Source organism: Rhizobacter sp. SG703 (genome assembly GCF_012275445.1).
Classification (GTDB): domain Bacteria; phylum Pseudomonadota; class Gammaproteobacteria; order Burkholderiales; family Burkholderiaceae_C; genus Rhizobacter.
Genome location: NZ_JAAZQK010000004.1, coordinates 182,237 through 207,679 on the forward strand (window position 1 = coordinate 182,237; position 25,443 = coordinate 207,679).

General features: G+C 63.4%; 25 protein-coding genes and 1 tRNA gene. 19 read left to right on the forward strand and 7 right to left on the reverse strand.

What is annotated here, in order from left to right; genetic code table 11:
• Positions 1-42: 42 nt before the first annotated feature.
• Positions 43-354, reverse strand: coding sequence for a 50S ribosomal protein L21 (rplU, locus tag FHT26_RS09060; RefSeq protein ID WP_056817140.1), 312 nt, complete (start codon positions 352-354; stop codon positions 43-45).
• A 282-nt stretch (positions 355-636) separates the two neighbouring features.
• Between rplU and ispB the strand changes: the two genes are divergently transcribed.
• The 4 genes from ispB to FHT26_RS09080 all read left to right on the forward strand — a co-directional run bounded on the left by ispB (position 637) and on the right by FHT26_RS09080 (position 3,960).
• Positions 637-1,578: an octaprenyl diphosphate synthase gene (ispB, locus tag FHT26_RS09065; protein ID WP_056817138.1), complete on the forward strand. Its 942-nt coding sequence runs from the start codon at positions 637-639 to the stop codon at positions 1,576-1,578.
• Positions 1,579-1,652: 74 nt separating this feature from the next.
• A tRNA-Pro gene (locus tag FHT26_RS09070) sits at positions 1,653-1,729 on the forward strand.
• Between the two features lie 168 nt (positions 1,730-1,897).
• Positions 1,898-3,508 (forward strand): site-specific integrase, encoded by a 1,611-nt coding sequence (locus FHT26_RS09075; RefSeq protein ID WP_168559813.1) that lies wholly within the window; start codon positions 1,898-1,900, stop codon positions 3,506-3,508.
• 77 nt (positions 3,509-3,585) lie between these two features.
• On the forward strand, positions 3,586-3,960 hold the full coding sequence (locus FHT26_RS09080; protein WP_168559814.1) for a helix-turn-helix transcriptional regulator: 375 nt from the start codon (positions 3,586-3,588) through the stop codon (positions 3,958-3,960).
• A 117-nt stretch (positions 3,961-4,077) separates the two neighbouring features.
• Here the strand turns inward: FHT26_RS09080 and FHT26_RS09085 are convergent, their stop codons facing one another.
• From FHT26_RS09085 to FHT26_RS09100, 4 genes are all read right to left on the reverse strand, one after another.
• Positions 4,078-4,761 carry a hypothetical protein gene (locus tag FHT26_RS09085; RefSeq protein ID WP_168559815.1) on the reverse strand — a complete coding sequence of 228 codons (684 nt, stop codon included), beginning with the start codon at positions 4,759-4,761 and terminating at the stop codon, positions 4,078-4,080.
• Between the two features lie 156 nt (positions 4,762-4,917).
• Complete coding sequence (locus FHT26_RS09090) at positions 4,918-5,130, reverse strand: hypothetical protein (RefSeq protein WP_168559816.1); 213 nt, start codon at positions 5,128-5,130, stop codon at positions 4,918-4,920.
• A gap of 676 nt (positions 5,131-5,806) precedes the next feature.
• The gene (locus tag FHT26_RS09095) at positions 5,807-7,015 is read right to left on the reverse strand and encodes a hypothetical protein (protein ID WP_168559817.1); all 1,209 of its coding nucleotides are present in this window, start codon (positions 7,013-7,015) and stop codon (positions 5,807-5,809) included.
• Positions 7,008-8,135: a hypothetical protein gene (locus FHT26_RS09100; protein WP_168559818.1), complete on the reverse strand. Its 1,128-nt coding sequence runs from the start codon at positions 8,133-8,135 to the stop codon at positions 7,008-7,010. The genes FHT26_RS09095 and FHT26_RS09100 overlap by 8 nt, the downstream gene beginning before the upstream one ends.
• A 581-nt stretch (positions 8,136-8,716) precedes the next feature.
• Between FHT26_RS09100 and FHT26_RS09105 the strand changes: the two genes are divergently transcribed.
• From FHT26_RS09105 to FHT26_RS09145, 9 genes are all read left to right on the forward strand, one after another.
• Entirely contained in the window at positions 8,717-9,544 is an 828-nt protein-coding gene (locus tag FHT26_RS09105) for a hypothetical protein (protein WP_168559819.1), read from the forward strand.
• Positions 9,545-9,756: 212 nt separating this feature from the next.
• A complete protein-coding gene (locus FHT26_RS09110; RefSeq protein ID WP_168559820.1) occupies positions 9,757-10,473 on the forward strand; it encodes a hypothetical protein in 717 nt (238 codons plus the stop codon).
• Complete coding sequence (locus tag FHT26_RS09115) at positions 10,470-11,105, forward strand: hypothetical protein (RefSeq protein WP_168559821.1); 636 nt, start codon at positions 10,470-10,472, stop codon at positions 11,103-11,105. Before FHT26_RS09110 ends, FHT26_RS09115 begins: the two co-directional genes overlap by 4 nt.
• Complete coding sequence (locus FHT26_RS09120) at positions 11,102-14,425, forward strand: UvrD-helicase domain-containing protein (protein WP_168559822.1); 3,324 nt, start codon at positions 11,102-11,104, stop codon at positions 14,423-14,425. Before FHT26_RS09115 ends, FHT26_RS09120 begins: the two co-directional genes overlap by 4 nt.
• A gap of 99 nt (positions 14,426-14,524) precedes the next feature.
• Positions 14,525-15,022, forward strand: coding sequence for a hypothetical protein (locus tag FHT26_RS09125; protein ID WP_168559823.1), 498 nt, complete (start codon positions 14,525-14,527; stop codon positions 15,020-15,022).
• A gap of 10 nt (positions 15,023-15,032) precedes the next feature.
• On the forward strand, positions 15,033-15,491 hold the full coding sequence (locus FHT26_RS09130) for a DUF7665 family protein (RefSeq protein WP_168559824.1): 459 nt from the start codon (positions 15,033-15,035) through the stop codon (positions 15,489-15,491).
• Positions 15,448-15,963: a M67 family metallopeptidase gene (locus FHT26_RS09135; protein ID WP_168559825.1), complete on the forward strand. Its 516-nt coding sequence runs from the start codon at positions 15,448-15,450 to the stop codon at positions 15,961-15,963. The genes FHT26_RS09130 and FHT26_RS09135 overlap by 44 nt, the downstream gene beginning before the upstream one ends.
• Positions 15,960-17,357: a ThiF family adenylyltransferase gene (locus FHT26_RS09140; RefSeq protein WP_168559826.1), complete on the forward strand. Its 1,398-nt coding sequence runs from the start codon at positions 15,960-15,962 to the stop codon at positions 17,355-17,357. The genes FHT26_RS09135 and FHT26_RS09140 overlap by 4 nt, the downstream gene beginning before the upstream one ends.
• Positions 17,354-17,758 carry a hypothetical protein gene (locus tag FHT26_RS09145; RefSeq protein ID WP_168559827.1) on the forward strand — a complete coding sequence of 135 codons (405 nt, stop codon included), beginning with the start codon at positions 17,354-17,356 and terminating at the stop codon, positions 17,756-17,758. The genes FHT26_RS09140 and FHT26_RS09145 overlap by 4 nt, the downstream gene beginning before the upstream one ends.
• Before the next feature lie 315 nt (positions 17,759-18,073).
• Here the strand turns inward: FHT26_RS09145 and FHT26_RS09150 are convergent, their stop codons facing one another.
• Positions 18,074-18,652, reverse strand: coding sequence for a hypothetical protein (locus tag FHT26_RS09150; protein ID WP_168559828.1), 579 nt, complete (start codon positions 18,650-18,652; stop codon positions 18,074-18,076).
• 209 nt (positions 18,653-18,861) lie between these two features.
• On the opposite strand from FHT26_RS09150, the gene FHT26_RS09155 reads away from it, so the two are divergent.
• The 4 genes from FHT26_RS09155 (at position 18,862) to trfA (ending at position 21,246) form a co-directional block, all read left to right on the forward strand.
• Complete coding sequence (locus FHT26_RS09155; RefSeq protein ID WP_168559829.1) at positions 18,862-19,413, forward strand: RNA 2'-phosphotransferase; 552 nt, start codon at positions 18,862-18,864, stop codon at positions 19,411-19,413.
• 10 nt (positions 19,414-19,423) lie between these two features.
• Entirely contained in the window at positions 19,424-19,606 is a 183-nt protein-coding gene (locus FHT26_RS09160) for a hypothetical protein (protein WP_168559830.1), read from the forward strand.
• A gap of 264 nt (positions 19,607-19,870) precedes the next feature.
• A complete protein-coding gene (locus FHT26_RS30600) occupies positions 19,871-20,062 on the forward strand; it encodes a helix-turn-helix domain-containing protein (protein WP_168559831.1) in 192 nt (63 codons plus the stop codon).
• 212 nt (positions 20,063-20,274) lie between these two features.
• A complete protein-coding gene (gene trfA / locus FHT26_RS09170; RefSeq protein WP_168559832.1) occupies positions 20,275-21,246 on the forward strand; it encodes a plasmid replication initiator TrfA in 972 nt (323 codons plus the stop codon).
• A 1,348-nt stretch (positions 21,247-22,594) separates the two neighbouring features.
• Here trfA and FHT26_RS09175 read toward each other — a convergent pair.
• Positions 22,595-23,038, reverse strand: a complete 444-nt coding sequence (locus tag FHT26_RS09175) for a hypothetical protein (protein ID WP_168559683.1) — start codon at positions 23,036-23,038, stop codon at positions 22,595-22,597.
• A 44-nt stretch (positions 23,039-23,082) separates the two neighbouring features.
• On the opposite strand from FHT26_RS09175, the gene FHT26_RS09180 reads away from it, so the two are divergent.
• On the forward strand, positions 23,083-24,369 hold the full coding sequence (locus tag FHT26_RS09180; protein WP_210427309.1) for a DNA (cytosine-5-)-methyltransferase: 1,287 nt from the start codon (positions 23,083-23,085) through the stop codon (positions 24,367-24,369).
• A complete protein-coding gene (locus tag FHT26_RS09185) occupies positions 24,366-25,442 on the forward strand; it encodes a hypothetical protein (RefSeq protein ID WP_168559834.1) in 1,077 nt (358 codons plus the stop codon). Before FHT26_RS09180 ends, FHT26_RS09185 begins: the two co-directional genes overlap by 4 nt.
• Position 25,443: the final 1 nt, after the last annotated feature.

Consider the following 25,443-nt stretch of genomic DNA (forward strand, 5'->3'; position numbering starts at 1 on the left):
GGTTTAACTCCTGGAAGCTTGGGGAAGCAGGTCAGGCTTCGATCAGGCGGAAACCGCGCTGATCTCGATCTCGGTGAAGTTCTGGCGGTGACCCTGCCGCTTCTGGTAGTGCTTGCGACGGCGCATCTTGAAGATACGCACCTTGTCGTGCCTGCCTTGCGCCACCACGGTGGCCTTCACGCTTGCGCCCGTCACCAAGGGAGTCCCGACTTTCAGGTCTGCGCCGTTTCCGACGGCAAGCACCTGGTCGATCGTGATCTCTTGGCCAACATCCGCAGCAATCTGTTCTATCTTGATCTTTTCGCCTGCAGCAACCTTGTATTGTTTGCCGCCGGTTTTTATGACCGCGTACATATCAGCCCTTTCAATGAATTCCGCCAGGGGCTCGGCTCTCGATCTGCTCGAGTAGCGGCACCCATGGGCGAACCCTGCAGGAAATGCAGAGCCCGCGAGTCTAGCACGCTCACCCAGACCCGGGGAAGCCCGTACGAGGCGCCGGCGCCTCGGCGAGGCCGGCAATCCTGCACGAATCGATGGCGCGTCCCCGCTTCCTATAATTTGGCGCAAACACCTGAGCCTTCCGTGCAGACCTCCACCCCTCATCCCACCAGTCCCGCGCCAGGTTTTGCGCAACTCATGGCTCCGGAAATGAGCGAGGTCGATCAGGTGATCCGGCAGCGCCTGTCATCCGACGTCGTGCTGATCAACCAGATCTCCAACTACATCATCAGCGCTGGTGGAAAACGGATCCGCCCGATGCTGGTGTTGCTGTTTGCCAACGCGCTCGGCTTCCGCGGACCGGAGCGGTTCGACTTGGCCGCGACCGTCGAATTCATCCACACGGCCACGCTGCTGCACGACGATGTCGTCGACGAATCCGAGCTGCGCCGAGGACGCGCCACGGCCAACGCACTGTTCGGCAACGCCGCCAGCGTGCTGGTTGGTGATTTCCTGTATTCGCGTGCCTTCCAGATGATGGTGTCGGTCAACCGCATGCGCGTGCTCGAAGTGCTGGCCGATGCGACGAACGTGATCGCCGAGGGCGAGGTGCTGCAGTTGATGAACATGCACGACCCGGACCTCGCGGTGGAAGACTACCTGCGGGTCATCCGCTTCAAGACCGCCAAACTGTTCGAGGCCAGCGCGCGGCTGGGCGCGGTGCTGTCCGATGCACCGCCCCACATCGAGGATGCCTGCGCGAGCTACGGCCGTGCGCTCGGCACTGCGTTCCAACTGGTCGACGACCTGCTGGATTACGAGGGTGCGACCGAGCAACTGGGCAAGAACGTCGGCGACGATCTGCGCGAAGGAAAACCGACGCTGCCGCTGCTGCTGGCGATGGAACGGGGCACTGCCGGACAACGCGCCGTGGTGCGTCACGCGATCGAGCATGGCGAGGTCGCCCGGCTGGCAGAAATCGTCGAGATCGTCCGCCTCACCGGGGCGCTCGATGCCACGCGGCAAGCCGCCCGCGACGAAGCCGACAAGGCGCGCGAAAGTCTCTTGTTGTTGCCGGACTCGAAACACCGCGAAGCTCTGCTAGAATTGTGTTTTCGATCGATCGACAGGTCGTTCTGAGACCCCCGAATCAGAACACTGCGGCTTGTTGTCATCAGGTGCCTCGCGATGCTCGCGGGTTCGCACCGAAAGATCGGGGTGTAGCTTAGCCTGGTAGAGCGCTACGTTCGGGACGTAGAGGCCGGAGGTTCGAATCCTCTCACCCCGACCAGAATTCCCTTGGATATCAAGGACTTGCAGAAGCCGCGGACTCCGCGGCTTCTTGCATTTCAGGGGTTCTGTGCCAATTCTGTGCCACCGGAACGGCATTGGTTGGCACAGGACGCCCAAGAATCTAAACCTGCTTGGCTTCACGAGTCTCCTAGTCATCGGAGAACTCATGGCAACCATCGCCAACCGAAGCCGCTTCCGCGTCACCGTCAAGAACGTACCTGGCGCCACCCGCCACTTCAGCTACGACCAACTCGAGGCCGTCGAGGCCTACATGCAGGAGCTGCGTCGTTCCAAGAAGAAGTACAAGCCCAACGTAGTCCAGCTCGACGAGAGCTGGCTGGTCCGCATCCGCACCAAGGGCCAGAAGGAGCAGTCCGCCACCTTCTCCTCGCTCGAACAAGCCGAACGCTTCATCAAGCGCGTCGAGGAGGAACGCGGACGCAGCCTCTTCGCCGACTACAGCAAGTCGCTCAAGGTCACCCTGGCTGAACTCATCGTTCGCTACCTGCTCGAGGAGTCCCCCAAGCACAAGAGCCACCAGGTCACCTCGTACTGCCTCGAAGGCTGGCTCGCGGACAGCGGGCCCGCCGGCGTCAAGCTGCTGGAGGCCTACCGCGACAAGCTGCGCGAGCTCGGCAAGCCGGTGCGCGAGGTCAAGTTCCAGATGCGCCGCAGCAGCGACGAACTGGCCTGGATTCACAAGCCGCTGGCGGACATCACGACGGTGGACATCGAGTCCTTCATCAACGACCGGCTCGAAGTCGTGGCGTCCGGCACCGTCGACCGCGACATCGACCGTTTGAAGGCAATCTTCCAGGTCGTGACGAAGGTGTGGGACTACGCGCTCGCGAAGAACCCGATGGATTCCGTACGCCGCCCGAAGTACTTCAACGAACGAGTCCGACGGATTTCCACGGACGAAGAGGCCCGGCTGCTCGACGCATTGGCAGCGCTCGACTTCGAGCGCGCGGTTGAAGCACGGCTGACCCAGCTCGCCGACGAGGCGCTGGCTGGGCAGACGTTCACCAGCTTCAGCGCCCGGAAGAAGGTCCTCGCCAAGGTCCGCGCAGAACTCCGCCCCTTGGCCGAGGAAACGGCGGAGGTCGTGCCCTACCTGGAGTGCTTCTATCAATTCCAGGTTTGCACAGGGGCACGCCGCGCCGAGACCATGGGCCTCCCTTGGGAGCACATCGACCTCGTCGCGCAGACCGCATTCCTCCCCGAGACCAAGAACGGGCGCCCGCGCAAGCTGGCATTGCGCAAGGACCTCCTGGCCTTGCTGGAGGACTTGCCGCGCGACACCACGCGCATCTTCGACGTCGGGGTGGACTACATCGTGGGAGCTTGGATGAAGGCCTGCGAAATGGCTGGCATCAGCGACCTGCGCATTCATGATGCACGCCATGAGGCCATCTCTCGCCTCGCCGAGACCGGGAAAGTGTCTGTGCAGGACCTGCAGACCTTCAGCGGTCACCGCGACCTGCGGATGCTGATGCGCTACTCCCATCTCTGCGCTTCGCGACTGGCCAAGAAGCTCGATGAATGTTTTGCTGATGACAACCAGATTCGCCAGCACCGCGGCCGGAAATACCTCCGAAAGAAGGCCAGCGTCAGCGTGCGCGACGTGGTCGACGCCTCTTGTGAAACGGCCGAAGCCTCAGAGGCCACCCCGCTCAACACGTCGGGGGAAGTTTCTGAGGGCCGAAGCACCTTGACGTTCTCCGGCTTCCTGGCGTCCGAGCAGTCTCGCGAAAGCCTCGCATCGCTGGGCGCGTGAGTGCCACCAGTGCAGGCGGCATGCCGACGGAATAAACGGCAGGTTCTAGACATGGCATCGCCACTTCGCAATGCCCAATGTCCAACCTCACCGTTTCCAAGCTCGTCACGAAGGCCGACGCCGCCGCAGTCTTCGACGTGTGCACCAGAACCATCGACAACTACATCCGGGATGAGCGGCTGCCTCAGCCGGTCCAGTTCGGGAGTCGCGAGTACTGGCACCCAGCAGAGTTCGAGGACTTCCTGACCCGGACGTTTCGCCGAACTTCCGGGCCGTCATCTGACCATCCCAGCACGACCGAGGAGCTCGCCCCAGCGCAGAAAGGCAAGCCCCAGGCCTCTGCTCCAAAGCCACGGCCCAAGGCCGGCGCGAAGAGCAGCGACAGCAATGCCGTCGTACGACAGCAAGCCCGCCAAGAGGCAAGGCTGCGAGCATTGAACATTGCAAAATGAACCAGCAGAAGGCGGGATGGTCGCTACCGTATTTTCCGGTCGCCAAGTGGGACTGAGCGCAAGGACTCAGACGCTCTAAGGCGGCGTAGGAAAGCCCCCGAAGGGGCTTTGATTGAACTAGCGCTGCGCGAAAGCTGCAGCTTCGCGTCGACCCGTTGACCGTTCCGACCACTGGCGCCCGCGGAGCTTTGCAGCCTCCCGCCGCAATTCCTCGTCGGCCGCTTTGAACCCCTCGAGGGCACCTTTCTGAGCGACGGCGATGCAGGTCTTGGTGACATCGCGCAGGATGCTCTCGACTTCCCGTGCATCGTCCAACGCGGCGCAGTCTGCCTTGGACCACATCTCCCCGAACTGCTCGGCAGCGAACTTGGCGTCGTCGCCCTTCTTGCCTTGCTCGCGTCGCAGCTGAATCACCGCGTACGCGCATCCGGCGGCCTCTGGGTCCATGCCGAGCGCAACCGCCAACCGGACATAGAGCCCAGCCCAATCGCCGGCCTGCACATCGAGGACCTGGCTGTAGACCAGCTCACTCGCCTCGGCCACAGGCTGTGCCTGACGCGTCGATTTGAAAATCTCCTGCACCTTCTGCATCAGCCGCTCGCGAACCAAGCCGTTCCTGCTGCGACGAACACTTGCAGGCGTGAACAGCTGCTCGTAGGTCGATGCAATCAATGTCGCCTGGTCCCGCGTCAGCCCGCAGTCCAACTTATGAAGGACGCGCGCCATTTCGGTTGCGGAGAACAGCTCGAGCGCCGCCTTCGTTGCGTTGGGCGAGAAGCGCCCATCGTTTCCAATTGCCATGTCTTTTCCTCTGGGTGGTTTCCTTGAAGCCGCAGGTTTCCCGTGCGGCATCTTGTGTAGGTACCACTGCAGCACCGCGCCGCCGACGACCGTCGCGTGGCGAGCCCCTTACTCCAGAGAGCGCCCCCGCACCTGGCGGGGGCTGGATGAACCAATTCAGGACGATTCGGGCAGCAGCTTTGCCGCCTCTACCTGCAGGGCCGCCACTCTTGCCCTGTGCGTGCTCGGCACGTTAGGCAGGCCGAGTTCGACGCAAAGTTCCGACACCATCTGCTCGGTCAACGGCATCTCTAACTGATGCAGATGGGTGTGCAGGATGAGTTGAAGGCAAAGGCGTTGGCGCTCGGTGCGTGGGCCGTTGATGGGCATGGTTGACCTTGAGTCGTTGTGATGCAGCGTATAGGTAGCGGCATGGCAAGGTTGATGTCCATCCCCTGACGCCGAGCGCGAGGGTGCGTCGCAGTCCGTCGGATTGCCCCAGGCGCTGCTGTTTTCAACGTTGAAAACGCCCCAGCACCTCGCTAGTGTGGGGGGCTCAAAGTCTTCGAACTTATCTACGCCAGGACATGGCTCACTGTAGGCTGGTCGATGGCCCCGAGAGAGGCTACTAATCGGTCTGGGTGTGCTCCACTAACGCGGGCCCAGCAACAGTCCCAGCATCGGGCCTTCGCAGTCGACGGGGCGTTCCCTCCACTCACAGACCCATCTTCCATCGTCCTCAAGTACCTCGCCGAGTTGAACGGGTTGCACTTCCGCAGGACTGAGTGGGCGAATCAGACCTGCCCGGACAAAGTCCGTCTTGTCGCAGACGACGACGGTCGAGTCCGCATTCTGTCGTTGGAGGAGCTCAATGAGCGCGCTGACCTTCATTTCGTTGTTCCAAGCTTTTGAGGGAATTTCTACCCGCAGCCTTGCTATGTCACCACATTGTGTGCGACGCAGCGCCGGGCCTGCCCACTACGCCAAGCCCGCTGGGCAACGAGCGCGCCGGACAAGTGCAAGACTGCGTGGCGCACCACACTAGCCTCTACTTACCCGGCCAGGCTCAGAAACCCCCGCGCCGTTCGCGCAGGGCAATAGACGCCACGGACTCCATGCGGATGCCGGTCAGGCGGTGCTCCGAATCCTGGGTCAGTTCGGTGAGCCATACCTGCTCGCCCAGCCGCTCGGGGTCGAAGCCGGCCGTGAGTCGAGCGTTCTTCTGCAGCATGACCTGCACGTCGGCCCTCGACAGCCACCGCTCGTACGCATCCAACAGCTTCGCGCGCAGGTTGGCGTGCGGGTGGTTACGCGTGACCAGGGTGAACTTCGTGACCAGTCCACGCTCCAGGCTGGCGTCGAGCATCCGTCCCAGATAGAAGATGCCGTTGAACGACCTGCCCTGGGTCACCGCGTCCTTCTTGCTCGCCTCGACTTCCGTCCAGTCGATGTCGCCGAAGACATGGGGCGGCGTCGAATGCGGGTTGTGGCCGGTGGCATCCAGATAGCGCTCGCGTTCTGGTTGTTCGTCGAGCAGCAGCACATCGGGCCTGCGCGTGAAGTACCGACGATTCGCCTCGGTGTTCGCAACGCCGGTAAGGCCCAGTTCCGCGGGCGTCAGATACAGAGCCCCCGACATCGCGACGAGCTGCTCCCTTATCGTGGCCACCCTGGTGCCGGCGTCGGCCGGCGTGGGCTGCCGCGCTAGGCCGGACCGGATGGCATATTCGCCCCAGACCCGCAGCGACGGCCTGATGAGCCGGCGGGCAACGATGTACTGCTGCTCGAGTAGCCGGTGCTGGTCCTGCACCGAGCCGACGTGGGTCATGTTGTGGATGTTCTGGCGGCCGCGGACCCGGTAGCCAGCGTCGAGAACACGTTGTGCGCCGCGGCGCGTGAGCCAGTAGTAGCGCCCGGCCAAATGGTCTGAAGTCGTGCGCTCGACGATTGCGACGTTCAGCAGCTTCTCTTCGACCAGCTTGTGCAGTCGGCGTCGGGTCGCATGCACCGCGCTGGCACTCGTCACGCTGCCATGGCCGTTGCACGCCGGGTAGACCACGGCGTACTCGTCGGCGTAGCCCTGCATGCCGGCAACCGGCTCGAGATGCCCCCGATAGAAGAGTGCCAGCTCCGCTTCGCGCATGGAGCCCAGGACGCCGATGGCGTGCAGCAGTGCGAGGTCGGTGGCGGAATCGTCGTCGAACAGCCACGGCTGCACGCGTTCAAGTAGCTCCCGCGCATTTGGCATCAAAGGCAAGAGCATGTGCTCAAGCACGATGGCGCTCCATCAGCGTCCGGATACTGGCGGCATGGGGTCTCAAGGAGGTGAAGAATGTGGCCAGCTTGTCGACGCGGTACTTCCCGTCCTGGGTCCAGAAGACCTCCTTGTCTGCAGCTTTCAAGATGGCCCGAGCGAGCCGCGTGTCGTTCAATGCCGCGCCAGCTTCAGTCGGCATTCGACGACCGATGACTTCGATGGCGATGCTGCGCCCGAGCAGCAGCGAGGCCACCTTTGCGAGCTCCCGGTAGCTCGCGACGCTGGCGCCGTTTGATGAGCCTGGCCGGTCGGTGGCATAGGTGTAGGTCGACCGGTCTGTCGTGCTGACCTTGCACCAGAGGTTGGCAAGGCAGTTCAAGACGGCTCGCGGGAGCGGGTCGAGGTTCTGTTGCCGATTGACGTCGGCCGCTAGGGCGGCCGGCCCGACAAGCGTCAAGTCCTTGCCGGCGCGGTAGAGGGCCAGGCAGTGTTCGAACACGAGCGCGCGCTTGGCCATGTCGCTGACCGTGGTCAGTGACTTCGAAGCGTCGGGCAAGGCCAGCCCGAAGTTGTGCCGCATGTATCGCAAGCCTCCAGCGTTCAGGTAGTAGTAGAAGCAGGCGCCGACCTTCTTCCTGCCGAGCGCGCGCAGCACCGGCCGGTGGCCTTCGGTGGCCAGGCGTTGCGCAACGCTGCCGGCGCGGGCTTGCGGACACAGGCGCAGGGTCAGGGCTTGGGCTTGCCGATGCCGCGCGCCTTCCGTGGCAAGGTCCTTGAAGACCCACTCGCCCAGTTGTCGGGTGTTCAGAAGTCCGAAATGCCCCACGGCATAGGTGGCAGCCCACTCGTAGTCCTGCGCCTTGTCCCAGGTCGCGATGCCCTTCGACCGGAACTTTTTCAAGGGTTCGGCCGAGGAGGGTTTATTGCGGCTGCGCGGCGCGGCGCCGCGCGACTGCGCGCTGCCGTTTTCAGCGCTCGCGTCATGGCTCGGCAGGTGGTTGCGTGTGGGCGCTGCTGCAGGCGCAGCATCGAGCTGTGCAACCAAACTCGTGTGGACGACCGCTGCCGCGGTCTCAGGCCCGACATGCCGGGTTTTGGCCTCTTGAGGCCGCGCTGTGTTCGTGGTGTTGTTTGTCATCAGGGCTCCGAAAGCGCACTCGCTTTCGGACGTATAGGCACTACGAGTGCACCGTCGATGGCTATGGGCGTGCTTGGTCCCGCCGGGACCCGCGACACGCTTATGGGGACGACCCGGCCGGGGAGTAAGCGCTCCGCGCTACCAGCCCCGACCGCCTCATCCCCCTACCGGCGGACTCGGCGGTCGGCACTGCCGCCGGGTCGTCCCCATGGAGCCGAGCTTCCGCTCAGCTCCGTCGGTCCGGCTTACCGCCGGACTGGGCCGCATCCGCAGCCCACCCCTCCGGGGCTTGGGCAACCGTGTCGCGAAGGGCATAACTGTGTCGCCTCGTGCTGCCGCAAGCGGCGACAAAGCCGATTCGGCATCCGCCGACTTGGCATCGCAATCGGCGTCGCCACTGGACGGTCTGCGATTGCCGAGGCTCAACGTCGGCATCGTGCACCGGCAACTTCGCGGTGCGTGACGGCGCACTCGCACGCCGGCGTCAATGCGCGTCGCGGTATTGCTTGCAATGCGGTCGCTGTGTGGTGTGGGAGACCGGTTGCTATACGAGTCACTGCAACCAACCCAGGGGAATCCCAATGACTCAAACCAAATCGTCAACCGCAGGCGTACATGCCAAGAAGAGCCGCCCCGAACCTCTGCACATCATGGTCCTTCAGCGCTGCTCACCCGGCCTCCGGCCGGGCCCCATCCATGTGGTCAAGAAGGTGTTAAAGGATGTCGAGGTGGGCTCGACGGTCAAGAAGTGCCGCGTGCCTGTGACCATCGAGTACAGCTTGCCTGCAGGCACCGGCGCGCTGACTGCGGCCGACAAAAGGGCGTTTGCCGACGAAGGGCTGTCCGCGCGCGAAATCGCCTATGTCGAGGACAAGCTGCCGGAGAAGAAAGCGAGGAGCGACGCACACCAGGCCGCGTTCGAGGCCGAAGAGGCGACACGGCTGAAGAAGAAACTCACGAAGCGCCTCATCGCACAGCTATCGGCAGACCCCGAACTCGCCGCAGGTGTCATTGCAGCGTTGGAAGGCTCGGCCGCCGCCGATTCGACCATGGCAGCAGCGCCAACTACTTCGAATGCAGCCGTCACGCTGAGCGACAAGATTTCCAGCCTGCGCACTCTTCTTGACGAGGTGGGTGGCGACATCGAGGCCTATAAGGAAGCGGCAAAGGTCGGCAAGTACTTCGACAAGGACAAGCTGCGAGCCATGCTGAGCGAGGACGCCGAGCGCGATTGGAAGCTGTGCTGGTTCGCTTTCAGTCGGATGATTGACCAAGCTGTCCGAACTCCCTTTGCTCGTAAGAACGGCTGGGCCAGCGACCCTGAGTTGTCTCAGCTCGCAACGGCACACGGATACAAAGCGGGAGTTCCTGAAACCACGCGGTCAGGTGTCCGGGTCTCGATAACTTGACGGTCGATGCGGGCAGTCGGCGCGCGTTATCGGATACTGTTGCAACTGGATACACGCGTTTGCCGCCATGGGTGCTGCTCCAGGAGGTCGTTTCACCAGTGCAGCAGGCGGCTTCCGATTTCCGGCTTCTCTTGCGACTTAGTCATGCAGGGGGGCGTCCCCGAGATACCGAAATGGACGGGGGGCGTTCGCATGACCAACGGAAAACAACGATGTACACACGAGAACCTGACGCGGTCCTAGAGGCCCTCGACGACCGTTCTCTGCGGGCCAGGTTGGCGCGCACGGACTGGGAACGCGACCCGCTTTTCGTCACCGACGAGCAGGTCTTCAGCCTGTTCAGGCGGGCACGAGCCAAGGGCGACGCAGCCAGAATCGGGCTTTTCGCCGAGGCGTTCAACGAGCGCCTGCTTGAGCGGTCGCGCAAGTTCGTCCTCCGGGCGCGCATCTTTCCGGGGCTCATCGACGACCTCAAACGGGCTGCGCACGAGCTTGCCTCCTGCATCTGGGAGCACCTTCTATCGAGCGCGAGCGATGCCGCGCACGCAGAACGGGCGTTCGGGCAGTTCTTTGACCGACGGGCTATCGACTTTCAGCGAGGCCTTCTGGCGAAGAAGCGCAAGCTGCAGTCCAGCCTTGACGCCGATGAGGATGATGAAGACGAGTCGGTGTCGGCGACCGACGACCTCGAAGAACTGCAGGACCACAACACACCGGACCTTCTCGCTGCTCGACAGCAGAGGTTCGAGCGCGCGAACAGTCGCCTGCTCGAAATCCTCACGGAGAAGGAATACACCACCTATGCGCTGCTCTATGGCGCCGACTGGCAGGTCCAGGAAGTAGCTGCAGCGCTCAAGGTGACCGTCAAGAGCGTGAACAACTACAAGAGAAGCGCGCTCGCGAAAATCGACAAGGAGTTCAAGCAATGACAACGCCCACCCGCAGGCTGTCGCTCGACGAAGTGCTTGACGAGTTCTTCTACTCGGCCGACAAGCCGACCCCTGCCCAAGTGCTTCGCGCATGCGAGGCTCACCCTGAGTACCGCGACGACATCGTGGAGTTCGCAGCGCTCTGGACTGCCTACCAGGCATCGTCGGAGCCTGTTGAAGACTCTTCGCTTCCGAAGGCGACCGCCGACGATGTGGCGCGCCTGCAGAGCTACGTTCTCAATCGGATTCACGAGCTTGATGGAAAGACGGCGCAGACCTCTGACCTCGAAGCCACAAAACGCGCCATCTCGACCCTGGCTGGCGGCAAGCTGGGTCGAGCTGCTGCGGCGGCGGGATTCACCAGCTCGCTGCTAATGACCAAGGTGCTCACGACCATCACCAACGTCCCGCCTAGAGTGATTCGGGACTTGGCTAAACATCTGAACGTGGCGCCGGCAAGCCTGCGTCAGTGCATCGGGCCGCAGCTCGCAGGCGCTAGAAACTACAGCTCAACCCGCCAGCCCGATGCGCCTGGCTTGGAGACCTGGGAAAGTGCCGTTCGTTCCTTGCCAGAGAGCGAGGCCGAAAAGAAGCGACTCCTGGGGTTCCAGACGGAGGAAGACGCCTCGTGACACCCTTTCATCGTGCTCGCGAGGAGGCGAGACAGTTTCGGCAGGACCTCTTCGGGGTGGCTGCCGGAACTGGCATTGCGTCCAAAGCAATCATTGATGCCGCCGCCAGCGAGGATGCGGAGGATTTCCAGATTTCGGACGCCAATCCATCGGACAAGGCGCTTGGTGGCGCCGACGCTGTCCTGGAGGTCAAGTTCCGACAGATAGTCGTCCGCAACGACGTATCAACGGGCGAGCGCGCCTTCCTCGTCGCCCATGAATTCGGGCACTGGAAGCTCCATCACGACGGGCATGAGGGCTGCCACAAGGTCGTCGACTCGACCTTGAAGCCAGAGGACGGCGACACGTTCGGTGTCCAGAAGGTCGAGGCCTACGGGGCTCGGGAACGTGCCGAGCTGCAAGCCAACATCTTCGCCCGCGAGCTGCTGCTACCCAGAGAAGTGGCTCGAGCCCTGTTCCTTGCCGGCAAGACGGCGGAACAGCTCACGACTGAACTCGACCTTCCCCTGGAGCTGGTCCGGCAACAGCTGCTCGACGGCCTGCTGCTTCCAGAGCCAACCGAAGAACAGTCCGAGCCGCCCAAGGTCATCACCCCAACGGCGGAGCAGATAGCGGCGGCTCAGTCCGAGGCCACAACGTCATTGGTGAAGGCCGGTCCCGGCACCGGCAAGACGGCCACATTGCTGATGCGGGTCCAACACCTCCTGGCAAACGGCGCCAAGCCGGAGGAACTGCTGCTGCTCACCTTTTCCAACCGAGCGGCAAGAGAGCTGGTGGACAGGCTGCAGCAGCTGGGCGTTGAAAACGCGCACGAAATGTGGGTCGGCACCTTCCACGCGTTCGGGCTGGAGTTCCTGCGAAAGAACTGCGAACAGTTCGGCCTGAAATCTCGCTTCGGCGTCGCCGACAAGATGGCCGAGATTGCGGTGCTGGAGCCGCACATCTACAGCCTGGGTCTGCAAGCGTTCAACCCCTTGGGTGACCCACTCGACTGGTTGAAGACTGTCGTGGAGGCCATCCAGCGAGCGAAGGACGAGCTCGCTGACGCCGCCACCTACGCTGCAGCGGTGGAGGAATCCGCCGCCGATACGCCGGCCGACCTGCTTGCCAAGCGGCGAGATGTCGCAAAGCTCTACAGCTGCTACGAGGAGAAGACCGAGGCCAACTCCAGTCTTGTGGACATGGGCGACCTCGTGATGCTGCCCGCGCTTGCCCTGACGAACAACTACGACAGCTTCAAGGCCAGCGTCGGTCGCTTCCAGCACATCCTTGTGGACGAGTACCAGGACGTCAACCGGGCCAGCGCCCAGCTCGTGATGGCTCTTGCCGCCCATGCAGAATCGCTCTGGGTGGTTGGCGATGCCCGTCAGGCCATCTACCGCTTCCGCGGCGCATCCATGCGCAGCATCGTCAACTTCGGTGACGACTATCCCGACCACGTGCCTTTTCCGCTCAACGAGAACCGGCGCAGCTACGAAGAGGTCGTTCGAGTCTTCGAACACTCGGGGCGCGCGACACACCCGCTGCAGCTCATCCTTCCGCTCGACGATGTAGAGCCTGCCCGAGGCGCAAGCGGCGTGAAGCCTCGCCACGTCAAGTGCGCCACCACGGACATTGTTCGCGGTGAAGTTGCGGCCAACATCGCCCGCATTCATGGACTCGGCATCGCGTACAGAGACCAAGTCGTACTGGCCAGCACTCACGAAACCTGTGGCGACACAGCCGATGCCCTGAACGCCGCGGGCATACCTGCACTCCACCTTGGCGACATCTTCCAGCGCTCCGAAGCCAAGGACCTGCTAGCGTTGCTGCAGGTCTTCATAGACCGGTCCGGCAGCGGCCTACTGCGCATCTCCCGCCTGCCGGGCCTAGAAATGCCCGCGGCGGACGTCGACCTCATCCTCACTTGGCTCGACAGCGCTCGACCAGAGCCGCTGTCCTGGCTAGATTCGCCGCCGCCCGGTCTTTCGGCCAAAGGCATCGCGGCCCTTCTACGCTGGAAGGCCGCCTTCCAGGGCCTTGCGTCGAAAGACTCGCCCTGGGAGGTCATCTGCACCCTTCTTCTCGACCGAACAGGCATCCTCGCGCCGCACCTGGCGGGCAACGGAATACTCGACATTACTCGCCGCATCGCCCTGTGGCAGCTCATCTATTTCCTGCGTGTGCCCGACGGCGGTCACGCGTATCAGACAGTCGGAAGTTTCATCTCCCGCCTACGTCGGCGCCTGCGTATCGGCGATGACCGCGAGCTACGCGTACCGCCGCCGGAGGCCGACAGTCTCGACGCGGTAGCCGTCATGACCATCCACGGCAGCAAGGGGCTCGAGTTCGAGGCGGTCCACCTTGTCGATATCGACGCCAAGCACTTCCGTATGGGGGCTGACCCAGACTTGGTCCCTGAGTCCTTGCTGCAGTCCCTTCAACATCGCGAGAACTTCGAGGAAGAAACTGAAGCCTCGAACAAGCTGTACGTCGCACTCTCCCGGGCACGCGAGCATCTCGTCCTGTACGAGAGCCAAGGCGCCTACAAGGCGCAATGTGTGAGCGCAATCGAGCATGCCGCGCATCTTCTCCAGCCTGTTCAAGGGTTCGCGGCTGCACCCAAAGCGGTTATACCCAAGGCCTCGGCCACGGGCAGCCATCAGGCTGGGCGCTGCGAGTTTCCGGGGTTCATGACCTACATGGTCTGCCCGAGGCGCTACTACTACGACTACGTCAAAAACCTCAAGCCGGCATCTGGGCTCCACCCTGCGGCCCTGATTGAGGGTGCGGTGATGCGCGAGCTCTTCGTCCCCTATGGCGCCGACCCTTCGGTCGCTGCCGATGATGTCGAAAAGACGCTGGCATCGCTAGGGCACGCCTACAGAGATTCGCTCCCTCATCTGCGCGCGTACGCTGATGGCCTGCTGTCTGCAGGACGCAGCCTGATACGCGGACAGCGCGCCGCCATGGCCAAGCCCTTCCAGGTCACGTGCGCGGGGCTGCTAGTCAACGTGACGGCGCACAACATCTCGCGTTCCGGCGACACGTACACGATTGACTTCGTGCGCACGAAGCCGGCGGGCAAGCTCGGCCGGCAAAGGTCTTCAATCCGTTGGATGCTGAAATACCTAGCCGCAGAGAACAAGAACCTCTCGTTCTTGGCGCGCATCCACGTCCTCAGCACCGGAGACGTAGAGACACTCGGGCCGGACAGCCCCACATGGAACAACAAGTTCGCCCTGGCGGCGGCCGAGGGCCTGCTGGCCGGCAACTTCGAAGCTCGCCCGAACCAGTGGGAATGCCCGAAGTGCCGGCACTTCCTGCATTGCCCGGCCTGAGCGGCCCCGGCCCCCACGCTTCCGATTTCCAGGCCTTCCTGCGACTTACCCAGCATGAGCTGCGCATCCCGCGCGGCTCACAAGCTGTAAGGAGCAGCAATGCCAACCCGCGTTTACATCCAGTCGGAGTTCTTCTCTGACATCAAGTTCGTCGAAGTCAGCGACGAGGCCACCGTCGCCGAGCTGAAGCACGCCATCCTGGCGCTGCTGCCGCCCGGCACCGAAGCGTCGGACCTGACCCTCTCGGTTGAGGACGATGACGACGACGTCCACGGCAACGCGACCCACGTCAAGCACCTCAAGAAGGAGCACGGCGTACGCGTGCACCTCCACCGCTGCAAGCAGATGGAAGTGCAAGTCCGCTTCGGCGTCGAGGTCGTGCACCGCAAGTTCCGCCCAGCGACCACCGTCGGCCGCGTTCGCCTGTGGGCGGGCGAGCAATTCGGCATGGCGCCGGGCGACATCGCCGAACACGTCCTGCAGATTGCCGGCACCACCGAGCAGCCCGACGTCGACGTCCACATCGGCACGCTAACGAAGTGCCCGCAGTGCGAGGTGACGTTCGACCTGGTGCCTGCGCACCGCATCAACGGCTAAGGAGCGGGGTATGGCACCGGACGAGCAATCGCTACGTGCCGACCTCGCGTCGGCGCGTTTTCTCTCGGGCGAGGACCGCAACCGCTGGCAGTTCAAAAAACTGGAGTGGCCCTTCGCCTACATCAATGTCATCGCCCGCGACCGGCGCGAGTACACGCTGCGCCTGGACTGCAGCGGCTTTCCGACGACCCCGCCCACCGGCACGTTCTGGGACCTATCGACGAACAGCAAGCTGAGCTTCGACAAATGGCCCCAGGGCGGCGAGCGCCTGCAGTTGGCCTTCAAGCCTGGTTGGAAGAATGGCGACGCGCTCTACATCCCCTGTGACCGCGAAAGCATCGTCGGCCACGACTGCTGGTTCGCCCAGTACCCCCAACTCATCTGGAAGTCCGCCAAGGGCATCAGCCATTACCTGGAGGTGGTCCATGACCTTCTTCAAAGCCGCGACTACGCCGGCGCCCCTGCTTGAGGTGCCGGCCGCGCTCTGGACGGAGCTGACGGCCCACCTGCGTGCGCAAGGCGCTGGCGTTCGCGAAAGCGGCGCCTTCCTCCTTGGGCGCAAGACCGACGCCGGCCGCGTGGTCATGCGCTTTGTGCCCTACGAGCAGCTGCAACCTGACGCGTTCAGCAACGACTACGTGTCGCTGAAGGCCGACAGCTTCGCCAAGCTCTGGGAGGTCTGCCGCGCCGCCGGCATGACCGTCGTGGCCGACGTGCACACGCACCCCTTCGGTCCCGGCCAGAGCCGTTCGGACCGCACCAACCCCATGGTCGCGCTGAAGGGGCACATCGCGCTCATCGTGCCCAGGTTCGCCAAGGGCAACCCGCGCCCCCGCGACCTCGGGCTCTATGTCTACCAAGGCAACCACCAGTGGGCGTCGTATTCGGGCTCCGATGTCGGCCGCCTCCTGCGACTCACCGATGCTGGAGTTTTTCAATGAACGAGTTCGACGCTGATTCCATGCACCGGCTGGCCAAGATGGCCCTGGACGCCGGTGAGGTCGCCTCGCCCGAGGAGGCCGTGGCCCTGTTCTCGCGCTACCGGCTGCGCATTCACGTCGGCCACGGCTGGGCCAGCACGTTGGCCGGCCAGGCCTGCTTCCTAACCGCGCTGAACACAGCCGGGCGCGCCTTCCTCGGCGGCGTCGAGGTCTACGGCGACCTGGGCTTCACGCTCGACGTCCCGCTGTACCAAGGTCGCAGCGCTCTGGGCATCGCCGAGGAGCTCGGCGCCGCGGTGGTCAACAACGCCGCCACCGAGCTGCCCACGCTCGTGCTCGGCGCCGCCCCCGCGGGCGCGCGGCCGGCCTTCTGCGTTCAGCTCGGCTGGGACCACTGGCGCTTCGGGATTGCGCCCGTCGGCGCCGACGGCGGGCTGACCTGCGCTGACGACAACCCGCTCGCGGGCATCGGCGCCGCGGCGCTGGGCGTCAACGAGGCGTTCATGCACGTCCGCGGCGACCTGGCCGAGGCCGGCCACCGCAGCGTCGGCATGTCCCTCTGGAACCCGCTGGCCGTCGCCGACTGGCGCGACGACGCGCACAAGGGCCCCGAGCTCGCCTATTTGCCAAAGTCCCTCTGGCTGGTCGGCCTGGGTCACCTCGGTCAGGCCTATGCGTGGGCGCTTGGCATGCTGCCCTACTCGGTCGACGGCCGCCCGCACCTGGTGCTCCAGGACTTCGACAAGGCGGCCAAGTCCAATCTCAGCACCTGCTTGCTGCTGTGGTCCGGTGACCTGCTCAAGCCGAAGGTCCGGGCGGTGGCAACCCGCCTCGAGGCCGCCGGCTTCACCACCGCGCTGGTCGAGCGCCGGTTCGGCCCTGGACACCGCGTGATGGTTGACGAGCCGACTGCGGCGCTTTTCGGCGTCGACAACGTGGCCGCCCGCCGTGACCTGGATACTGCCGAGTTCGCGCTGGTTGTCGAGACCGGGTTGGGCAGCGGGTATCGCGACTTCCGCAACATCCGCCTGCACACCTTCCCGGGCCCGCGCCTGCCGTCCCAAATCTGGACGGCCGAATCCACCGCGCAAGCGGCCACCGAGCTGAACGGCACCTACAAGAAGCTGGCCGATGAGCGCAAAGACATCTGCGGGATGACGTTGCTGGCCTCGCGCGCAGTGGCTACGCCGTTCGTCGGCGCGCTTGCAGCGGTGCTGGCCATGGCCGAGGTGATGCGCCCGCTCCACGGCGGCCTGGTCTACGCCGCCTTGGATGTGCAGATGAAGAGCCTGCGCCACCGCACCGGCGCAGCGCCTTCCCCCTACCAGGGGCTCCAGACGGCCTTCGTTCAAGCCGAGAAGCGGCCGGTCAGCTCCACGCGGGAGGCGGCGTGAGCAGACACCACTACCGCCGCCGCCGCCGACGCAACAGTCTTTCCTCGGCGGTGGACGACACGGCACACATTGCTGCCAGCTTCGGCCCTGTTGGAGCCCTCTGGACTGGCGCGATTGGCTTCGCTGTCTTCTATGCGGCACTGCCTGCTTGCATGATGTCCTGGACTGCGGACCGTAAGGCCACCATGAAAGGCCCAGCCGCGGCGGCCTTCGCGAACTTGCTGGACCAGGTCATGTGGCACCGCTTCATATCGCCCTGTCAGTGGGCCGGGGTCGCCATCCTGCTGGTGTGCTCGGCCATCGCCATTTGGAAGCTTCTCGACCAAGCCGAGCTCGATGATGAAGACGTGACCTTCCTTAGCTTCATCTCAAAGGGCATCAGCCGGCTGATTGGGCATTGAAGGTCTAGCCTCCGCGCACTGGCCGCTGCATCAGCTCCTGCGTAAGGCAGCGGGCGAGTACCGCTACGTCAAATTACGGTGCTCATCCGTAATTTACACAATCGTTCAGTAGTCCGCCCTTGGTGGCCTCGAAGCAATCCTTCAGCGGCCAGTTCCTCGAGCGCCTAATTTCTGCAACCTGTCAGGTGGCAAGCCGACCCTTGCGATGCCGCGATGGCTACCTCGCTCCGTCAAAGGGAAAGGGCACGACAATGCGTGCCCTTCGAATCAAGGCATGGCACTGCCGGCCATGCAACTTCCAGCGTCAATGCCCTATCAGTGCAGTGCCGCCGCAAGGTCTTCGCTGCAGACCAGCACGGTGACTGCATGCGTTACCTCTTGCCCCAGAATGAGCGAGCAAACGCTGTGCAAGGGACGGAGCAAACGCCCGAGCCAGATGAGTGTCTGAGCATCGCATGGGCGGCTGGGGGACTCCTGCAACAGCCGCAGCACCAGTCCCGGCGCATGAAAGCCGACCGGGACGTTCATGAAGACAGGTATGCACGATGCCTCGTCCATGAGCAGTGCATGAATCCGTCCGCGTTGCATGCAGTCCAACAGATATCGTTGGATTCCGGGGTCGCCGAGCGGCATCACGAATCTGGCCTGAGCCTTGTTCGCCTGCAAAGTGAGGAGCGCAACATGCTCTCCGGCGCCAGGCATCACGAGCATCTCGAAGCGTTGGTCCGGCGCACGGCCGAACGTGCCCAACTCAGCCAAGAGCGCCGTCGGTGCCCATGAAACGATGCTGCGTCCGTCGAATCCCTGATTCCCCAGTTCCTTGCGGAGGAAATTCTCGTCACGCACGCGCCCAATCCGCAATTTGGCGAGGACTTCGCCGTCATCAATGTCCATAAATTCATTCGATAGATTGCCTAGGAACTTCGTGTAGCGATGACGTGCTGCCAACCTGCAAACCGTGACGCGTTGCACCCTCGCCACGCACGACATGCCTCTATAGAGACATGTTTTCCACGTTCGGCTTGACCCGCGGCTACCAGCCCTGCAGTCTCGACAGATGACTGGAAGCGCGCCCCAGCGGGCGCAGCCAAACCGACGCAACGATGGACGAGCTGACGACCCTAAGCAAAGCGATTTCCCGTGTCCTGCGGCATCGACCCGATGCAGCCGGCGTGATGCTAGACAAGGAGGGCTGGTGCCGTGTTGATGAACTGCTGGCAGGGTTGGCTCGGGCCGGAACCGTGGTCAGCGTCGAGCAGCTTCGTGAAGTCGTCCGGACGAGCGACAAGCGGCGTTTCGCTCTATCGGACGATGGACAGCTCATCCGCGCCAATCAGGGCCATTCGGTGCAGGGTGTGACCTTGCGACTGCCGGCGAGGACGCCGCCGAGCCGGCTGTTCCATGGCACCGCTGCGGCCAGCCTGTCATCCATCGCCAAGCAGGGCTTGCTGCCGATGAGGCGTCACCACGTGCACCTCTCGCCCGATGTAGCAACAGCAACAGCCGTCGGGGCCCGGCGAGGCAAGCCGGTGATTCTGGAAATCGACGCGGCCTCGATGCACAGAGCGGGCCACAAGTTCATGCTGAGCGACAACGGCGTCTGGCTGGTTGATGCTGTCCCGCCTCAGTACATCCGCGCGATGCCGACAAGATAGCGATGAGCACATGAAGCCAGACGAACTTCCCCAGCCTCTTGCCGACTGGCTACAGGAGCCCGAAGATTTTCATCTCCGCATCGAGCGGCTCTATGAAGAAATGAAGATGGACCCAGCGCCTCGAGTGCTCGATTGGTTGCTCGTTGCTTATGAGCTCGGCCTTGCAGAAGGCCGAAAGGTCTCCTCGCCCTAAGCCTTCAGGTCGTAGGCTGCGAGGCGCGCGCATACCGCATGCTGCTTGACGGCCGCGATTCGGCTGGTGACGGGCTGGCTGTGCTGGACAAACTCAGTGCCGATGCCGGCTTGTTGGGATGGACCCGCCGAGGCAGGTTCACGTCGGCGACGAAACGACTCGTGGGTGATGGCCAGCCTGCTGCAGGACCTGCAGGCGTTTAAAGGGGGTTGGCTTAACTCTGTTCCAGGCAACTACGCGCAATGACGCGCAATCCCAAAACAGATGAACGACCAACAATCCACTGACTACCTGACCAAGACCGAGCTGGCCTCGATGCTGCGTGTGTCGACCAGGACCATCACCAACTATGTGAGTACCGGAGCGCTCCCGGAGCCGGTCAAGTTTGGGCGCCGGGCCCTTTGGTGCAGGACCGCGCTGCTGGCATTTGTCCAGTCCCGCCAGCCGACGCCATGACCGCGCTCTGTCGTCAGCAGCGGTCCGGCTTGCCCGAGGGCCGACTGAGTGCCCTCCAGCATGCGCTGGGGACGCCCTCGCCCGTGCGGGAGGAACCTTCGAGGGCCGATGCGCGGCGGCCAGCCTCGTCGTCCTTGTCGGAACCCTTCCCCGCGACTCGTCTTGCGGACCCGAGCCATGACACCGAGCGTGACGTACGGCTCCCTCGACTGATGCAGGTCCGAGGGAAGAAGAACCAACTCGACGGCCTGACGCGCGAACTTGAGAACAGGGGGCGGTTTGACGGGGACAGCTTTCGCGAGGTTCAGCACCTCTTGGCGGAGGTCGAGCATCTCGAAGAGGCCTTTGCGCGGGACTTCCTGCCACAGCACACGCAACGTCAACTCCTCAGCCCGCGCAATTTCTTCACAGGAAGGCTTTTCCACGTCAAGGGCCGCAATGTCCCGCGAGCGCCGAGTGTGGAGTTTGCGCTCGATGCCGGGGCGATAGATGGCCCTCGCTACGTCGGCCCCGAGCTGCGTCAAGGTGACGGCCTCGTCTTCATGGCGCTGCTCAATCTCTGCCGCGACTACCGCGTTGGCAAGCAGGCCTGTTTCGGCGTGGCCGCCATGACGAAGGCTCTTTGGGGGGTGGACTACAACGGCCAGTTGCGCAAACGCCTGAAGCAAACCATCCAACGCCTGCAACGCGCGACCATCGAGTTCTCCGGCTTCACCGTGCAGCTCGTCCAGCGGTTCGAGCATCCGGCGCGCGGTGAATGGTCCGTGGCGCTCGACCGGGACATCGTGCAGCTGTTTCATCTCCAGCAGGAAGTCTGGCTGGACCTATCGTTGCGGCTGCGGCTGTCAGAAGGTTTGACGACCTGGCTCTATGGCTACATCCGCAGTCAGAGCCGGCTAATTCCGTGGTCCATCGACAACCTGAGAGAACGCTGCGGCTCGGATGCGCACGACAAGGCGTTCCGGGACACACTGCGCACGTCGTTGAGCCAGCTCGCTCGTGAAGGCGTCATCGACAGTGGCTGGTCGCTGAAAGGAAGAATGGTGCACTGGCGCAAGCCGCTTACGGACGCTGCGTCGACCCGACAGCAAGCCCAACTGCCTGCGCCGCAAGAGCAAGCGTCGCTATTGCCGTGCGACCAAACCATCGAGCAGGTGCTCCGCCCGCGAGGCCAGCGCTCGTAGCTTTTCGATTCGCCCGTTCCGCGAGCGGGTTCCCACTGTTTCCCGAGATTGCCATGACGATTGACCGGCGAGCGACTCGTCGAGTTCTCGTTGTTTCCTGCTATGTCGCGGAGGGCGAGCGTCGCAAGGCCGGCGCTCTTCCCGTCGTTTCCTGCTCTTTCCATGACGATTGACCGGCGGCACCCGGCCGCTAACCCGCATGGATACTGGCTTTGCGCCGTTCCGTCTCCTCAGTTTTTTGGCCGTACTGCGTCAATGGATGGAGCCTTCCCGCAAACGCCGGACGGGCCTTCTTTCGTCCAGCTCTCCCCGCCGACACTCAAGCATCGACATCACCGTCCTTCGACGACCACTGCTGTGAAGGCCGGTCGCCTGGGCTGGCAGCGACGAGTCGTTTCGTCCGCGTCTCGGCAGGGTCGTAGTCCGTGCAGAAATGCGGAACACCGGTCAAGGAAGGACTCGGCTACCAAAGTGCTTGAATCAGATAAAGCCCTGGCGAGGGTAAAGACTTTCGGCAATCGGTGGACTGGCTGGTGCGTGCACTATGGCTTGAGCATCTGGTCACTCAGCGCCGCAGGAATATTCCCGGCGCCAGGCCCTGTGTCCCAACAACGCGCCTTGTAGCGTCCGCTCCGAGCGGAGCTACCAATGGCATCGCAGCCGCTTCGGCATCCATGAAGACCTTGGTCAGCCCAGCGGCGTCGCCGCCGGGGTTCGGGCAATATGGCAGGACTTCGGACCACAAGGCCTGCGCTACAGGCTGCCAAAGGAATAGGGCAGGAGCGCCTTCCATAGGCAACCGCGCAATCGACGATGGCACTAGAACGCTGCTGTGCTGGCCCCGCTTTGGACCGGCCGGCGCAGGCTACGAAGCGCTTAGCCGCCAGCTCGCCGACCTCGACGCGGGGAACCGTCGGACGTGCGAGGAGTGGGAACGTCTCGCCCGAGGAGCGTGAGCGCCGCATGAATGGGCCCTTTGGTGGGTAGCGCGAGCCGGTAGACTGATGACGGCGTCAGCGCACCCGCGTTGGGGCCCCTGCTTTTCCTCCCTGAGCAGGCGCCGGTGACGTGATGACAGCGTCCACGCGCTCAGCCCCGGCCGTTTGGCCGGGGCACTTCTTTATCTGGCGTTGTGACGCCACATCGAGGCCGCCAGCCGACTGCGCTGCACCGTCCCAAAGGCCAGTTCACAGCCTGCCAAGGTAGTCGGCAGGCTGAGGATGGGCTTCGAGGTTGCGCCGGGCATGGGTCGGTAGACCGGCCGCAAGAAAAAGTTCGTAGGTGAACTGTCTGGCGTGCGCAGCCATTCGCGTTTCCACCATCTTTGAAAGCCGCAAATCGTTTAACATTAAATGCCCTGCAGTTTTCCTTGCGGGCGAGGTGAAGAATGTCTGAAGTTGCCCCAACTGCAACCATCACGGAAGCAACTCTGCGCGAGCTTCTTGCCGGCGGCCAGCGGGCGGTACGCGTTCGCGCGTCCGCCGTTGGAATGGCTGGAGGGTTCGAAGTGCACGTCCGCATAGCTGAGCAGGACGCCCGCACGCTTGCGACCACACGAGGTGCTGCAAAGCGTTTCGCCTCGCTGGATACGGTTGGCGAGGCACTCAGGGACATGGGCATTCCCGTGTTCCTCGTCGACATGCAAAACCATCAGCCGGGTCGCTTGCGCCCGCCAAGGCCTGACCGCGCCGCTGCGCTCAGAGCCACGCGCACCCGGCCACAGCAACAGAGGCTTGTCTGATGAAACGAGACATCCCACAAGGCGCAGCGAAGCCGAGGGGTCGAGGTACATCCAGTACCCAACTGCCGCAGCCCGTCCGGCGCCCGTTCACGGTCGTGGACCTCTTTGCGGGAGCGGGCGGTATCGCGGAAGGGTTTCGGCAGGCAGGGTTTACCGTCGTTGTTGGCAACGACTCCGACCCGGACGCATGCGCCACCTTCCAGCTGAACTTCCCTGACGCCACCGTAGTGCACGGAGACATCAGGCAGCAGTCGGTGAAGTCTCGCATCCTCGAGGCGGCGCGAGGCGCTGACCTTGTGGTTGGTGGTCCGCCGTGCCAAGCGTTCTCCCAGGTTCGCAACCACGTGCGCATCATTGACGACCCACGCAACTCGCTCTACAAGGAGTTTGTCCACATCGTCGGCGAAGTCATGCCAGCTGCGTTCCTGATGGAAAACGTGACTGGCATTGACCAAATGGGCTTCCGCGAGCAAATCGCTTCGGATTTGGCGCTTGGTGGACGCTACGAAGTGCTCCCGCAGGTCATTGACGCAGCCGATGTTGGTGTGCCGCAGACGCGCAAGCGCCTCATCTTCATCGGGGTCCGAAAGGGCCGAGGGGTTGTCCCGCCGACTGTGCGCCAGACGCATGCGACGTCCTTGCTTTCGCTGCTGCGAACTGAGCGGAGAGGAAAGGTGCGCTACGAGGCGCAAGAACTCGACGACCTGTTGGGGTCGGCGGCGGCTGCAGCCCTTCGCGATACCAATGACCTCTCGATAGTCAGCGCAGCGCAGGCTCTTTCCGACCTTGAGGTACTGCCGTCAGGGCTGCGGCACGACAGCCTTCTCTACGCCAGCCTCCCGGAGCCGCAGACGGCATATCAGCGATACGCTCGAGCCGGCGCGGGAGAACTGCTCTTCAATGTGCAGGTGCCACGGATGCGCAAGGATACGCAGTTGCGCCTGCGTGCGGTGCCTCCGGGCGGAAACCACCGCGACCTGCCTGAGCGCCTTCTCGTGCGCAACATCACAGGCGAGAAGTGGGGGCAAGAGAATGGCACCGGCAAGCTGTCGCGCCGCCATTACTACGCGTACCGACGCCTGCATCCTGACATGTGGTCGTGGACCTTGAACACGAAAGCCGACTGCGTTTATCACTACGGGGTCCTGCGCTCGCTGTCCGTGCGTGAGTTCGCGCGGCTGCACTCCTTCCCTGACAGGTTCGTCTTCACGACTGACCCGCGTACCGGGCCTCTGCCTGGCAGGCATGACGGCGGCCCGGCGCACTCCAGGTACCGCCAAGTCGGAAATGCTGTGCCGCCGCTCCTTGCACGCGCGTGCGCGGAGGCCATTCGAGAGACGCTCGAAATTATGGTTAACCGACCCGAGCTTGTCGCAGCATGAGCGGGGCGAAGACTGCCGCACCCAAAGCTCCCAGTAAAGGCAAGGCCAAGGCTCCCTTCGGCGCGGAGAACCGTCAGAAGCTCATCGGCGATTTCCTTGGCGAACACGGCGGGGCCCCTGTCTGGCAAAGCGTCTACCGCCTTCTGCTTTGGGTCGACAAGACGACGAGCCTGGCTCACTGCTATGAGAGCGACAAGTGCCAGCCCGGCAAGCCCTGGCACCTCCGCTCGCTGAGGTTCCATGACTGGCTCGCCCGCTCGCTCGGCGTCGAGCCGCACGCCGTCAGCGAAAGCATCGACTGGCTCTTCCGCAGGACGGCCGACGAATATGCTGCCGAGGTCTTGCGGAAGCAACAGCACCTGTTGCGCCGAGCGCAGGTACAGCGCGCACCGTATGAAGGGCGTGGCTTTCCAGAGCCCGGTGAGGACCCCGCCATCATCGCCATCATCAAAGAGATGCTTGGCGAGCGTCTGCTTGAAGAGCCGACCCCGCACGAATGGAGTGTGCTCAGTCAGAAGATTCGCGAGTCCATCGCGGTCGAGAACAAGCGCAAGAACCTGGTCGGCGAAGGCTTCGAAGATGTCCTTGCAGCGCTGCTGCGCGCCCAGCCGAATGCACAGAACTTCGACATCCATGTACGCAAGGCGCTGGACCAGATGCCGGGGTTCAAGAACGTGCGGCTTGGCGAGAAGGTGAACAAGGTTGACCTTGTCCTGGTGGACAAGCAGACGGGGCGGGAGACGCTGATAACGGCGAAGTGGAGCATCCGAGCTGACCGCGAGAAGCAGTTCCAGACCGAGTTCGCGAGTTACGTGCAGGCTCGCTCGAACCAGCAGGGTTGGGGATACGTGCTGGTGACCAACGAGTTCGACCCGGCCCGTCTGGCGCGCGCCTGTGAGGCCATGGCTGCCAACAACCGAATGTTCGAGCACGTCATCCACATCAACCCGGCGGCGGTTATGGATGTCTACGGGCCGTCGCCAGAGGATTCAATGGCGAGGGTCGCGTCGTATGTCACCGCGGACCGCCTACTCGGCCTAGATGACTGGCTCTCGAAAACTGGCTTGAAGTAAT

Excerpts from the sequence above, each read along its gene's own strand:
- rplU (WP_056817140.1), bottom strand. The coding sequence starts at position 354 with ATGTACGCGGTCATAAAAACCGGCGGCAAACAATACAAGGTTGCTGCA.
- ispB (WP_056817138.1), top strand. The coding sequence starts at position 637 with ATGGCTCCGGAAATGAGCGAGGTCGATCAGGTGATCCGGCAGCGCCTG.
- FHT26_RS09075 (WP_168559813.1), top strand. The coding sequence starts at position 1,898 with ATGGCAACCATCGCCAACCGAAGCCGCTTCCGCGTCACCGTCAAGAAC.
- FHT26_RS09080 (WP_168559814.1), top strand. The coding sequence starts at position 3,586 with ATGTCCAACCTCACCGTTTCCAAGCTCGTCACGAAGGCCGACGCCGCC.
- FHT26_RS09085 (WP_168559815.1), bottom strand. The coding sequence starts at position 4,761 with ATGGCAATTGGAAACGATGGGCGCTTCTCGCCCAACGCAACGAAGGCG.
- FHT26_RS09090 (WP_168559816.1), bottom strand. The coding sequence starts at position 5,130 with ATGCCCATCAACGGCCCACGCACCGAGCGCCAACGCCTTTGCCTTCAA.
- FHT26_RS09100 (WP_168559818.1), bottom strand. The coding sequence starts at position 8,135 with ATGACAAACAACACCACGAACACAGCGCGGCCTCAAGAGGCCAAAACC.
- FHT26_RS09105 (WP_168559819.1), top strand. The coding sequence starts at position 8,717 with ATGACTCAAACCAAATCGTCAACCGCAGGCGTACATGCCAAGAAGAGC.
- FHT26_RS09110 (WP_168559820.1), top strand. The coding sequence starts at position 9,757 with ATGTACACACGAGAACCTGACGCGGTCCTAGAGGCCCTCGACGACCGT.
- FHT26_RS09115 (WP_168559821.1), top strand. The coding sequence starts at position 10,470 with ATGACAACGCCCACCCGCAGGCTGTCGCTCGACGAAGTGCTTGACGAG.
- FHT26_RS09125 (WP_168559823.1), top strand. The coding sequence starts at position 14,525 with ATGCCAACCCGCGTTTACATCCAGTCGGAGTTCTTCTCTGACATCAAG.
- FHT26_RS09130 (WP_168559824.1), top strand. The coding sequence starts at position 15,033 with ATGGCACCGGACGAGCAATCGCTACGTGCCGACCTCGCGTCGGCGCGT.
- FHT26_RS09135 (WP_168559825.1), top strand. The coding sequence starts at position 15,448 with ATGACCTTCTTCAAAGCCGCGACTACGCCGGCGCCCCTGCTTGAGGTG.
- FHT26_RS09140 (WP_168559826.1), top strand. The coding sequence starts at position 15,960 with ATGAACGAGTTCGACGCTGATTCCATGCACCGGCTGGCCAAGATGGCC.
- FHT26_RS09150 (WP_168559828.1), bottom strand. The coding sequence starts at position 18,652 with ATGGACATTGATGACGGCGAAGTCCTCGCCAAATTGCGGATTGGGCGC.
- FHT26_RS09155 (WP_168559829.1), top strand. The coding sequence starts at position 18,862 with ATGGACGAGCTGACGACCCTAAGCAAAGCGATTTCCCGTGTCCTGCGG.
- FHT26_RS09160 (WP_168559830.1), top strand. The coding sequence starts at position 19,424 with ATGAAGCCAGACGAACTTCCCCAGCCTCTTGCCGACTGGCTACAGGAG.
- FHT26_RS30600 (WP_168559831.1), top strand. The coding sequence starts at position 19,871 with ATGAACGACCAACAATCCACTGACTACCTGACCAAGACCGAGCTGGCC.
- trfA (WP_168559832.1), top strand. The coding sequence starts at position 20,275 with ATGCAGGTCCGAGGGAAGAAGAACCAACTCGACGGCCTGACGCGCGAA.
- FHT26_RS09175 (WP_168559683.1), bottom strand. The coding sequence starts at position 23,038 with ATGTACCTCGACCCCTCGGCTTCGCTGCGCCTTGTGGGATGTCTCGTT.
- FHT26_RS09185 (WP_168559834.1), top strand. The coding sequence starts at position 24,366 with ATGAGCGGGGCGAAGACTGCCGCACCCAAAGCTCCCAGTAAAGGCAAG.